The sequence below is a fragment of the Streptomyces sp. NPDC058985 genome (assembly GCF_042740985.1).
Taxonomy (GTDB): domain Bacteria; phylum Actinomycetota; class Actinomycetes; order Streptomycetales; family Streptomycetaceae; genus Streptomyces.
On the sequence record NZ_JBHYJX010000020.1, the window covers coordinates 94,086 to 105,024 of the forward strand.

The 10,939-nt window shown below is 72.0% G+C and carries 11 protein-coding genes; 6 read left to right on the forward strand and 5 right to left on the reverse strand.

The annotated features are described in order from the left end of the window. The first annotated feature begins 38 nt into the window (after positions 1–38). The gene (locus ACFW01_RS19485) at positions 39–1,517 is read left to right on the forward strand and encodes a cytosine permease (RefSeq protein WP_234957737.1); all 1,479 of its coding nucleotides are present in this window, start codon (positions 39–41) and stop codon (positions 1,515–1,517) included. Further along, entirely contained in the window at positions 1,514–2,482 is a 969-nt protein-coding gene (locus ACFW01_RS19490) for a PfkB family carbohydrate kinase (RefSeq protein ID WP_234957738.1), read from the forward strand. Before ACFW01_RS19485 ends, ACFW01_RS19490 begins: the two co-directional genes overlap by 4 nt. 23 nt (positions 2,483–2,505) lie before the next feature. Here the strand turns inward: ACFW01_RS19490 and ACFW01_RS19495 are convergent, their stop codons facing one another. From ACFW01_RS19495 to ACFW01_RS19505, 3 genes are all read right to left on the reverse strand, one after another. Next, positions 2,506–2,952: a response regulator gene (locus tag ACFW01_RS19495; protein ID WP_234957739.1), complete on the reverse strand. Its 447-nt coding sequence runs from the start codon at positions 2,950–2,952 to the stop codon at positions 2,506–2,508. Next, the gene (locus ACFW01_RS19500) at positions 2,949–4,493 is read right to left on the reverse strand and encodes a CHASE3 domain-containing protein (RefSeq protein WP_384505003.1); all 1,545 of its coding nucleotides are present in this window, start codon (positions 4,491–4,493) and stop codon (positions 2,949–2,951) included. Before ACFW01_RS19500 ends, ACFW01_RS19495 begins: the two co-directional genes overlap by 4 nt. 70 nt (positions 4,494–4,563) lie before the next feature. Further along, on the reverse strand, positions 4,564–5,805 hold the full coding sequence (locus ACFW01_RS19505; RefSeq protein ID WP_384505006.1) for a PP2C family protein-serine/threonine phosphatase: 1,242 nt from the start codon (positions 5,803–5,805) through the stop codon (positions 4,564–4,566). A gap of 215 nt (positions 5,806–6,020) precedes the next feature. On the opposite strand from ACFW01_RS19505, the gene ACFW01_RS19510 reads away from it, so the two are divergent. Further along, complete coding sequence (locus ACFW01_RS19510; RefSeq protein ID WP_384504957.1) at positions 6,021–7,220, forward strand: hypothetical protein; 1,200 nt, start codon at positions 6,021–6,023, stop codon at positions 7,218–7,220. Here ACFW01_RS19510 and ACFW01_RS19515 read toward each other — a convergent pair. Continuing rightward, positions 7,193–8,005 carry a helix-turn-helix transcriptional regulator gene (locus tag ACFW01_RS19515; protein ID WP_234957741.1) on the reverse strand — a complete coding sequence of 271 codons (813 nt, stop codon included), beginning with the start codon at positions 8,003–8,005 and terminating at the stop codon, positions 7,193–7,195. The genes ACFW01_RS19510 and ACFW01_RS19515 overlap by 28 nt on opposite strands. Positions 8,006–8,145: 140 nt before the next feature. On the opposite strand from ACFW01_RS19515, the gene ACFW01_RS19520 reads away from it, so the two are divergent. The 3 genes from ACFW01_RS19520 (at position 8,146) to ACFW01_RS19530 (ending at position 10,590) form a co-directional block, all read left to right on the forward strand. Further along, a complete protein-coding gene (locus ACFW01_RS19520; RefSeq protein WP_384504960.1) occupies positions 8,146–9,213 on the forward strand; it encodes an aldo/keto reductase in 1,068 nt (355 codons plus the stop codon). A gap of 41 nt (positions 9,214–9,254) precedes the next feature. Further along, positions 9,255–10,190 carry a MerR family transcriptional regulator gene (locus tag ACFW01_RS19525; RefSeq protein ID WP_384504963.1) on the forward strand — a complete coding sequence of 312 codons (936 nt, stop codon included), beginning with the start codon at positions 9,255–9,257 and terminating at the stop codon, positions 10,188–10,190. Between the two features lie 61 nt (positions 10,191–10,251). Next, entirely contained in the window at positions 10,252–10,590 is a 339-nt protein-coding gene (locus tag ACFW01_RS19530) for a hypothetical protein (RefSeq protein ID WP_384504966.1), read from the forward strand. 21 nt (positions 10,591–10,611) lie between these two features. Here ACFW01_RS19530 and ACFW01_RS19535 read toward each other — a convergent pair whose 3' ends face one another. Then, positions 10,612–10,761, reverse strand: coding sequence for a hypothetical protein (locus ACFW01_RS19535; RefSeq protein WP_234957744.1), 150 nt, complete (start codon positions 10,759–10,761; stop codon positions 10,612–10,614). Positions 10,762–10,939: the final 178 nt, after the last annotated feature.

Consider the following 10,939-nt stretch of genomic DNA (forward strand, 5'->3'; position numbering starts at 1 on the left):
CACGCCCCGCCCCTCCGCACCAGCAAGGAGGTTCCGTCATGACCGCTTCGAAGACGAACGATCGCGTCGGCGCCATGGAGACCCGTGGGATCGAGCCGGTCCCCGACCACGAGCGGCACGGCCAGGCCGGCCAGATGTTCTGGACCTGGTTCGCGGCCAACATCAGCATCCTCGGGCTCCCGCTCGGCGCGACCCTCGTCGCCTTCCGCGGCCTGAACATCTGGCAGGCGGCCCTCGTCGCCGCTGTCGGTTCCTTCGGCTCCTTCGCGCTGGTGGGAGCCCTGAGTCTGGCCGGCAAGAAGGGCGGGGCGCCCGCGCTCACCCTCTCCCGCGCGGTCTTCGGACAGCGGGGCAACGCCGGTCCGACCCTCATCACATGGCTCAGCCGGGTCGGCTGGGAGACCATCACCACCACGACCGCGGCGTACGCGCTGCTGGCCATGGTGCACACCGCCTTCGGGGTGGGCCGGAACACCGTGCTGACCCTGGTCTGCCTGCTGGTCTTCATCGGCTGCACGCTGCTGATCAGCGGCCTCGGCCATGCCACCATCATGTGGATCAACAAGTGGGCCACGGTCGTCTTCGGCGCGCTCAACCTGGTCGTGATGGGCTTCCTGGTCGCCACGGTCGACTGGTCCGAGGTTCTGGGCACCCCGGCGGGTCCGGCCAGCGGTGTGATCGCGGGGATCGGCTTCATCGCCGCGGGTACCGGCATCGGCTGGGCCAACGCCGGTGCCGACTACGCCCGTTACCTCCCCCGGGCCGTCCCCGGCCGCCGGCTCATCGGGGCCTCCGCCTTCGGTGCGGGCATCCCCCTCGTCCTGCTGATCTCCCTCGGTTCGCTGCTCTCGGCGGGCGATCCCACGCTCGCCACCTCGTCCGACCCGGTGGCGGCCATCAACGCGATGCTGCCCTCCTGGATGGCGATCCCCTATCTCGTCGCGGCCTTCGGCGGACTGCTGATGTCGAACCACCTCTCCACCTACTCCGCCGGGCTGACGATGATCACCCTGGGGCTGCGGGTGCCGCGGGCCGTCGCCGTCGCCCTCGACGTGGTGCTGATGTTCGCGGGCGGCGTCTACTTCATGCTGATCGCCGACGACTTCTACGGGCCCTTCTCGACGTTCCTGACCCTGCTCGCCGTTCCCATCTCGGCCTGGATCGGAGTGATCGCGGTCGACTCGCTGCGCGGGCGCGCCTACGACCCGGAGGCGCTGATGGACACCACGTCGACCAGCCGTTACTGGTACTCGGGCGGCTTCCGGCTGCCCGCCGTCCTGGGCTGGGTCGCCGCCATCGTGGCCGGCCTGCTCTTCACCAAGGCCGCGACCGGTGAGGCGGACGTCTGGTTCGCGGGTCCGCTCTCCGACACCTGGTTCGGCCGGAACGGGCTCGGCTGGGCGATCTCCATGGCGGTCGGCGCCGCCGTGTACGCGTTGTTCGACCGCGGCAGCCGCTCCGTCGCGGGCAGCGGGGACCGGACCGTGCCCTCCGCCCTGCAGGAGGCCGGACGATGACCGGCCGTCTCGTCCTCGCCGGCAATGTGATCGCCGACCTCGTGATCGAGGTGCCCGCGCTGCCGGAACGCGGCGGGGACGTCATCGGCACGCGCAGCGAGACGACCGCCGGCGGCGGATTCAACACCCTGGTCGCCGCCCGTCGGCTCGGCACGGAGGCGGTCTTCGCCGGGCTGCACGGCAGCGGTCCGTACGGCGATCTCGTGCGCGAGGCGCTCGCCGCCGAGGACATCGGCACCCTGCTTCCCGCCCGTACGGAGGCCGACACCGGCTTCACCGTCGCCTTGATCGACGGCGGCGGCGAACGCACCTTCGTCACCAGCTTCGGTGTCGAGGCCACGCTGCGGCCCTCGGACATCGAGGCGGTCGCGGGGCAACTGCGCCCCGGGGACCTGGTGCAGCTCTCCGGCTACGGCCTGGTGCTGCCGGTCAACGGTCCCCTGCTGTCCGCCTTCGCGTCCGGGCTCCCGGCGGGCATCACGCTCTGCCTCGACCCGGCGCCCCTGGTGGCCGACATCCCCGAGGCCGTCCTCGCGCCCGTCCTCGCCCGCACGGACTGGCTCAGCCTCAACGCGCGAGAGGCCCGCCTGCTCTGTGGGCACGAGGATCCGCGGGCCGCGGTGGCAGCCCTGCGGGATCGGCTGGCGCCGACGGCGGGCGTGCTCGTGCGGGCCGACAAGGACGGCTGCCGGCTGGCACTGCCCGGCCGGGAACCGGTCCACGTGCCGGGCTTCCCCGTCGACGCGGTCGACAGCAACGGGGCGGGAGACGCCCACGTCGGTTCGTTCCTGGCCCTGCTCGCACAGGGCCACGACCCGCTGACAGCCGCGCGCGGCGCCAACGCGGCGGCGGCCTTCGCGGTGGGCCGCCGGGGCCCGGCCACCGCACCCGACCGCGCCGAACTGGCGGCGTTCCTGGGCGCGGACCCGCTCGCGAAGGCCCTGTTCGGAGCGGAGGGTCCGTAAGGAGGCCGTCCCCGCCCGCTTCTTCAGAGGCCGCGTCGGGGCAGGCGTACGACCTGGACGAAGAAGTCGTCGATCTGGCGGACCGCGGCGATGAACTGGTCCAGGTCGACCGGCTTGGTGACGTAGGCGTTGGCGTGCAGCTTGTAGCTGCGCAGGATGTCCTCCTCGGCCGCCGAGGTGGTCAGGACGACGATCGGGATGTCGCTCAGCTCGGGGTCGGACTTGATCTTCTCCAGGACCTGCCGGCCGTCGTACTTGGGCAGGTTGAGGTCGAGCAGGATCAGGTCCGGCCGGGGGGCCTCGGCGTGGCCGGCGCGACGGTAGAGGAAGTCGAGCGCCTCCTCGCCGTCCCGGACCACGTGCAGGGTGTTGCCGATCTTGTTGTCCTCGAACGCCTCGCGCGTCATCAGCTCGTCGCCCGGGTCGTCCTCGACGAGGAGGACGTCGATGGGGGTGGCGGGTGTCGTCATGCCAGGGCCTTTTCCTCGGTACGGGAGTCGATGTCGCCGGTGTCGTTCGCGACGGACGGCAGAGTGAAGCAGAAGCGGGTACCGCCCGTGTGGGCGGTGTCGATCCAGATGCGCCCGCCGTGGTGTTCGACGATCTTCTTGCACAGCGCCAGGCCGATGCCCGTGCCACCGTACGTGTCCCGGCTGTGCAGCCGCTGGAAGATCACGAAAACCTTCTCGGCGAACTCCTGCGGGATGCCGATCCCGTTGTCGGTGACGCAGAACCGCCAGACTCCGGGGGTGTCGGGGTCCTCGTCGCAGGTGATCCGGATCCAGGGGGCGCGCTCGGGGTCGCGGAACTTGACGGCGTTGCCCACCAGGTTCTGCCAGAGCATGACCAGCAGGGTCGGATCGCCGACGACCCGGGGCAGTTCCTCGGGGCGCTCGACCTGCGCACCGGTCTCGGTGATGACCGTGTCGAGGTTGGTCAGGGCCTTGGACAGGAACTCGTCGAGGCCGCACTCCACGGCGGCGTCGTTGAGCCGGCCCACCCGAGAGAAGGTGAGCAGGTCGTTGATGAGGACCTGCATGCGCTTGGCGCCGTCGACGGCGAAGTCGATGTACTGCAGGCCCCGGTCGTCGAGCTTGTCGCCGTACCGCTTCTCCAGCAGCTGGCAGAAGGAGGCGACCTTGCGCAGGGGCTCCTGGAGGTCGTGGGAGGCGACGTAGGCGAACTGCTCCAGTTCGGCGTTGGAGCGGCGGAGTTCCACGGCCTGGGCGTCCAGGTCGGCGGCCTGCCGGCCCAGGTCGTCCTGCTGCCGTTGGGACGCGGCGAGCTCCGCGACGATCCGCTGCCGCATGTCCTCGACGTCCCGGGCGACGGCGGTGAGGTCCGCCGGCCCCTCGGCGGGGATGGAGTAGTCGAACTCCCCGCGCGCCACCTTCCGCGAGGCCTCGCGCAGGTTCTGAAGAGGCCGCGCCACCAGCAGGCGTACCACGATCGCCAGCGCCACACCGGCCAGCAGGAAGGCGGCCACCATGACGCCGAAGGTCAGATTGCGCAGCGTGCGGGCGTCGGCAAGCTCAGCCTTGCCGTCGTCGACGACGTCGGTGAGGTCGCGGTTCTGCTGGGTCCAGGCGGCGCGCATCGCGTCGAAGACCTTCTTGCCCCGCCCGGCGGTCGTCTGGTCCACGGTCCGGGGTTCACCGGGCGTGACCCCGTCCACGAGGGGGGCGGCGTAGGTGCGTCGCCACTTGGCCGCCTGCCGCTGCACCGTCTCCAGGTCCGCGAGGAGCACGGGCTGGTCCCCGATCAGCGTGCGCAGCCGGGCCGCGGCCCGGGCCTCGTCCTTCCTGCCCTGCTCGTAGGGGGTGAGGAACTGCCGGTCGGCGGCGATGGCGTAGCCGCGTACGCCCGTCTCCTGATTGACCAGGGCTGCCTGGAGCCGGTACGCCTCGGTCTGGGCCGGCTGGACGCGGTCGGTGAGCTGGTCGGTGAGGTCCGTGGTGCGTCCCTGCACCCGGGCACCGACCACGGTGCCCACCACCACGATGAGGACCATCAGGCCGAGTACGAGCTGAAACCAGCCCTGCACCGTCAGCCGGCCGCCGCTCCGCGGCCGCCGTGTCTCGTCAGCCACTTCTTCCGTCTCCACCCTTGTTCCCGTTCTCCTGCAGCGCGTTCCAGCGCAGGTGCAGCACGGCCACGTCGTCGGCGAGGCCGCCCTGCTCCTCGGCGAGTTCCTCGGCCCGCTCGATCAGGCCGTCGACGAACGGCTCCGGGGCCAGCCGGGCCACCTCTTTCGCGAGCCGGAGCAGCCCTTCCTCACCGAGCCGCTCCCTGCCCTGGCCGACGTATCCCTCGAAGAGTCCGTCGGTGAAGAGCACCAGTGCCGCTCCCGGGGGGAGGGGCAGTTCCTGGACGGGCCAGCGGGCCAGGCCCGGCACCACGCCCAAGGCGGGTCCCCCGGCGACCTCGACCCACCGCACGTCGCCGTCGTCGGTACGCAGCAGCAGGCCCGGGTGCCCGGCCCGCACCATCCGGGCGCAGGGTGCGCCCGGCGGAAGGATGAGGCTGGTCAGTGTGGCGAAGACTTCGGTCCGTGCCCGTTCGGCCACGAGGATCTCCTCCAGGCGGCCGATCTGCTCGGGCCCGGTGACACCGCTGAGTACCAGGGTGCGCCAGGCTATGCGCAGCGCGACGCCGAGGGCGGCCTCGTCGGGGCCGTGCCCGGAGACGTCACCGATGACGGCGTGCACGGTTCCGTCGGGGCTCTGGACGATGTCGTAGAAGTCGCCGCCTAGCAGCGCCTGGGCGCGGCCGGGGCGGTAGCGGGCCACGACGTCCACGCCGGTGCCGTGCAGCAGCGGGCGGGGCAGCAGGCCCCTCTCCAGCCGGGCGTTCTCCCGGGCGTGCATCTGGCTGGCCTGCAGCGCCACCGCGGCCTGCTCGGCCTCTTTGCGCTGCATGGCGTACCGCACGGCCCTGCCGAACAGTTCCGGCTCGACGCGACCCTTGACCAGGTAGTCCTGGGCACCCGCCATGAGGGCGGCGAGGCCGGTCTCGTCCTCGGCCAGACCGGTGAGCACCACGACGGCGACCTGCTCGGCCAGGGCGTGGACCCTCGACACGGCCTCGAGCCCGTGGGCGTCCGGCAGGTGGAGGTCGAGGAGCACGCAGTCCGGGGCCTCCGCGAGCAGCAGCTCGCGGGCCTCGGCCATGGACCGGGCCCAGCGCAGGCGCATCTTCAACGCGCTGTCGGCGACGAGTTCCTCGACCAGCAGGGCGTCGCCCGGGTCGTCTTCGATCAGGAGCACCGACGGTTCCCGCCACTGCCAGGCCTCCGCGTCGGAGGTCCCCGCGGACGCGGGCATGCCGCCGGCCCATGACTGTGGCGCCGCCACCCTGCCTCCACCTTCCGTCCCGTCAAACACAGGATCATGGCTCTGAGTACGGGGTCCAGCACACTCGGGCCGCCTCCCCCAAGACGACTTCGCCCGCTCTTACAGAATGTACACAACATCGGGCGGGTGACGCGCCGGATGTGCTCCACGCAACTCCCCGTGAGGGCGTACCGGATATCACGCGGATGCTCGGCACATATCCGGTCCGCAACGCCTGGCTCTCGCCCCCTGAGTGGGCCACCCTGCCGGCTCTGGCGACCGACGGGGCGAACGCGCACGGCGGCGGGACGCCCGCGGGCGGCCGCGTCCCCTCCCCCGTTCTGCTGGGCGGTCGGTTCCTGGTGCGGGAGGCCCTCCGGCACTCCAACAGGGGCGGTGTCTACCGCGCGCTGGACCGGCACTACGGGGACCGCCGGACGGTGGCCAAGGAGGCGCGTCCCCACATCGACGCGAGGCCGGACGGCATCGACGCCCGGGACCACCTCCACAACGAGTACCGGACCCTGACCGTGCTGGAGCCGTTGGGCATCGCGGTCCGGCCGGTGGACCTCTTCGAGCATCAGGGGCACCTCTTCCTCGCCGAGGAGGAGGTGCCCGGTACCACCCTGTACCGGTGGGCGAGGGAGCGGGAGCTCGGCGAACCCGGCCGGGGCCTGGCAGCGGGGCAGGTGCTGCCCACGGCCCGGCGCCTGGTGGAACTGGTCGCGGCCGTACACGACAAAGGGCTGGTGATCAGGGACTTCGCCCCCAGCAACGTGATGGTCACCCCGGACGGGGACCCGCTGCTGATCGACACCGAGTTCGTGGCGGCGGTCGCGGAACCGGTGACCGGTGTGGGTACTCCGGGCTTCACCGCGCCCGAGGTGTGCCTCGGTTCGGACCGGACCTCCCCGGCCACCTCGGCAGCGGACCTCTACGGTCTCGGGGCGACGCTCTTCCACCTGTGCACCGGCTTCGTTCCCCTGCTGCCCGAGGACCGGCCCGGCACCACGCGCGCCGTCGCACCGCGCTCCCACGACGAGCGGGTGCGGCAGCTGGTGACGGCGGCCTCCGCGGACAGTCCGGCGCTCGCCGTCCTCGCCCCGCTGATCACCCGGCTCATGCGGGAGGACCCGGAGGAGCGGCCCGCGCCCGCCGAGGCGCGGGACGCCCTGCACGCACCGCCCGCGCAGCCGACGGCGGCCGGAAAGCCGCGGTGTCGCGTCCCCGTCGACGCCGGCCGGCTGCTCACCGACGGCTGGGACCAGCTCGTCGCCGCCCTCGACCCCTCCTCCGACCGCGCACCCTGGCCGGTCCCGGCGACTTGCCCGGCCGTTGGCCCCCGCGAGCGGCCGGGACTGCCGCCGGTGGCCGTGGGCTACCGCAATCGGTCCAGGGCCGACTGACTCGCGTCGTCGGCGGCCCGGCAGATCATCAGCCGCTGGTCCGTGTCCTGCAGTGGCATGAGCACCTCGAAGTGCAGGGCGATCTCACCGGCGTCCGGATGCCGCATCACCTTGTGTCCCCGGCCGTTCACCTTGACGTCGCCCTCGGCCCACAGGCGCGCGAATTCCTCGTCGTGGGTGATGAACTCGGTGATGAGGCCGGTCAGCGCCGCGTCCTCGGGGTACGCGGCCCACGCGGCGCGCAGGTGGGCGATGCCCTCGCGCACGACGCGGTCACGGTCGACGTAGCACGCGCTGATCCGCGGATGCAGCAGGCACAGCCACATCGCGTTGCGGCGCGACGGCGGCAGGGTGCCGAAGTCCAGCAGCAGCCTCGCCATGGCACCGTTCCAGGCCAGGATGTCGTACCGGTGGTTCGTCAGCATGGCCGGCAGGGGCGACAGGTCCGCGACCAGCCGGGCCAGCTGTGGCGCCGCGGTGCTGGTGATTCCCACGGCGCCGCGGCGGCGCTGCCGGGTCAGGTCGAAGAGGTAGGCGCGTTCGTCGGGGGTCAGCCGCAGGGCCCGGGCCAGGGCCTCCACCACGTCCCCGGAGGGCCGCAGCCCGCGGGCCTGCTCCAGCCGCACGATGTAGTCGATGCTGACCCCGGCCAGTTCGGCGACCTCCTCGCGGCGCAGCCCCGGGGTCCGCCGGGACCGCCGACGGGACGGCAGTCCGAAGTCCTGCGGGTCCAGGCGCTCGCGTCGGGTCCGCAGGAACGCGGCCAACTCCTGTGTCGTGTCCACGGTCCGGGGCGGCATGCAGGGTGCAACAGCGAGGGTGGGACCGGTGTTCCCAGGAAGCCTCTTCCCTTACCCCCTGCTCACGGCGGTCGCAGGCTTGCGCTCGACGACGGATCGCACGATCACGAGCACAGGAGGACACGATGTCCCTCACCCTCGACACCTACCGGCCGCTGGGCCGCTCCGGGCTGCGGGTCTCACCGATGGCCCTGGGTGCGGCGACCTTCGGCACCGAGTGGGGCTGGGGCGCCGGGCCGGACGAGTCGCGCAAGCTGTTCGACCTCTACGTCGAGCGCGGCGGCAACTTCATCGACACCGCCAACACCTACACGGACGGCAGCTCCGAGCGTCTGCTGGGCGAGTTCACCCGCGACAGCCGGGAGAGCCTGGTGCTGGCGACGAAGTACACGACGCTGCGTCGGCCCGGTGACCCGAATTCCGGGGGCGCCCACCGCAAGAGTCTGTTCACGTCGGTGGAGTCCAGCCTGCGGCGGCTCGGCACGGACTACATCGACCTGCTCTATCTGCACGTGTGGGACTTCACGACTCCGGTCGAGGAAATCCTGCGCGGCATGGACGACCTGGTCCGCCAGGGCAAGGTCCTGCACGTGGCGATCTCCAACGCACCGGCCTGGCAGGTGTCGCGCATGCAGGCCATCGCCGACCTGCGCGGCTGGGCGCCGCTGGTCGCGCTGGAGATCGAGTACAGCCTCATCGAGCGGGCGGGCGAACGCGACCTGATCCCCATGGCCCGCGAGATGGGACTGGGTGTGGTCCCGTACTCGCCCCTCGGTGGCGGGGTGCTCACCGGGAAGTACAGCCGTGCCGACCTCACCGCACAGGACGGCGCGTCCGACGAGGGCAGCAGCCGCAAGAGCTTCAACCTCGCCCTGGGCACGGTCACCGAACGGAACCTCGCCATCGCGGACGTCGTCAAGGAGGTCGCCGCGGAACTGGGCCGCACACCCGCGCAGGTCGGGCTGGCCTGGGCCCTGCGGAAGCCGGGGGTGACGGCACCGGTCATCGGCGCCCGCACCCCCGAGCAGCTGGAGGGCAACCTGGGCGCGCTGGAGGTCGAGCTCACCGCCGCCCAGCTGGCCCGTCTCGACGAGGCCGGCCGGATCGAGCTGGGCTTCCCGCACGACATGCTCGCCAGTGACCACATCCGCAGGGTGACCACGGGTGACCTGAGGATCGAAACCGGCCGCTGAGGCTTGACTCTCCAGTGGCTGGAGACCGGAGAGTGGGCGTCATGAACGGCGCGACGCTCCCACACTCGATCGGCGACCTGTCCGTCCGTACCGGCGTTCCGGTACGGACGATCAGGTTCTACTCGGACACCGGACTGCTGCCCCCGGCTCATCGCACCCCGGCGGGCTACCGCCGGTACAGCGACGTGTCCGTGGGGCGGCTGCACCTGATCTGCGTCCTGCGGGACCTCGACGTCGATCTCCCGACCATCCGCCGCGTACTGGACGACGGCCTCTCCGTCGCGGAGGTCGCGGCGGCGCAGAGGGAAGCCACCGCGCTCCGGATCCGCACGCTGCGCCTGCGTCAGAGCATTCTGCGGCTCGTCGCCGAGCGTGGTTCCAGCCCCGAGGAGACCGTTCTCATGCACCGCCTCACCCACCTCACTGCCGAGGAACGCAAGCGCCTGGTCGCCGACTTCGTCGCCGGTCTCGCCCCCGGCACACCCCAGGCCCGCGGTGCGGCGGCGGTGCTGGGCACCGCGCTGCCCGTGCTGCCCGACGACCCGTCCGACGCCCAGCTGGCCGCATGGGTGGAGATCGCCGAGCTCATGGCCGACGACGGTTTCCGCACCCGCCTGGCGCACGGGGCGTTCGCCGCCGCCGACGAAGCGGCCCTGCCGCGGGTGGATTCCGGGAAGGCGGCCGGGCTGGTGTCCTTCACCAGGGAGGCCGTCGCCGCCGCGCGGGGTGCGGGCATCGAGCCGGACAGTGCAGCGGCGGTCCCCATCGTCGACGCCGTCGTCGCGCGCTTCGCCGAGGTACTCGGCCGCCCGGCGGGGCCCGGGTTGCGGGAGTGGATGGCCCGGGAGTTCGAGGCGGGACACGACCCCCTCGTGGAGCGGTACTGGCGTCTTGTCTGGACGGTGAACGACTGGCAGGTCATCGACGGACATCTGCCGTTCCAGCCCTGGATGATCCAGGCCCTCGGCCGGACCTGACGAGCGGCGTGCGGGCGTTCGGGAGCGGGCCTTCGCCGAAGTGGATGGATCCCGTGGTCATTTGCTCCTCGCGCCGCAGCCTGACGGCGTCTCACGCGTTAGGCGCGAGGGGGCAGCCGCTCCTGCCGCCCGGGGGTCGCAGCGCACGCTCCGTGTCGTCCTCAACAGCCTCGACGAGGCGCGCGAACTGGACACCGCGGCGCTCGACGACGCGCGGCGCCCGACGAGCGACGGTGAACTCGGAAGCCGGACCACCGTGGTGAGCCTTCCCGCGCCGGATCCCGCGGTTCTCGCCGAGCGCATCGCCGGCATGCGCCAGGCGCTCGACACCCTGGAGCAGTCCCTGGCCGCGCAGGCACCCGTCACCGACGGCAGGGACCGCGTCACCACCACCGTCTGACCGCGGGTCGCGGCGTGGTCGTCAGCCCGCTCTGAGCTGGTTGTTGTAGAGGCGTCTCAGGTGTTTGGCCGCGGGGCACTCCGCGCCGTCCGCCTCGCACTGACGGCAGCTCCGCAGGTGCCGTTCGTAGTCCTGGCGCGCCTGCTCGAGGCGGTCGTGCGGCGTGGTCATCGGGGTTCCTGTCACTGGGGAGCTGAGACGCGAACAAGAATGATCTTGTTACTGGAAGTACAGCAAGCCGACGCCCCACACATTGCCCGCCCGGACCGGCCGCGGGTGCCATGGTCCGGACCAACGGCTCCCCCACCGTTGCCCGTTGCGGCGGACCCGAGGGCGCGGGCACCCGCTC

Bases quoted from the DNA above. Each gene is read 5' to 3' on its own strand.
- ACFW01_RS19485 (WP_234957737.1), top strand. From the start codon at position 39: ATGACCGCTTCGAAGACGAACGATCGCGTCGGCGCCATGGAGACCCGT.
- ACFW01_RS19490 (WP_234957738.1), top strand. From the start codon at position 1,514: ATGACCGGCCGTCTCGTCCTCGCCGGCAATGTGATCGCCGACCTCGTG.
- ACFW01_RS19495 (WP_234957739.1), bottom strand. From the start codon at position 2,952: ATGACGACACCCGCCACCCCCATCGACGTCCTCCTCGTCGAGGACGAC.
- ACFW01_RS19500 (WP_384505003.1), bottom strand. From the start codon at position 4,493: ATGGTCCTCATCGTGGTGGTGGGCACCGTGGTCGGTGCCCGGGTGCAG.
- ACFW01_RS19505 (WP_384505006.1), bottom strand. From the start codon at position 5,805: ATGCCCGCGTCCGCGGGGACCTCCGACGCGGAGGCCTGGCAGTGGCGG.
- ACFW01_RS19510 (WP_384504957.1), top strand. From the start codon at position 6,021: ATGCTCGGCACATATCCGGTCCGCAACGCCTGGCTCTCGCCCCCTGAG.
- ACFW01_RS19520 (WP_384504960.1), top strand. From the start codon at position 8,146: ATGTCCCTCACCCTCGACACCTACCGGCCGCTGGGCCGCTCCGGGCTG.
- ACFW01_RS19525 (WP_384504963.1), top strand. From the start codon at position 9,255: ATGAACGGCGCGACGCTCCCACACTCGATCGGCGACCTGTCCGTCCGT.
- ACFW01_RS19535 (WP_234957744.1), bottom strand. From the start codon at position 10,761: ATGACCACGCCGCACGACCGCCTCGAGCAGGCGCGCCAGGACTACGAA.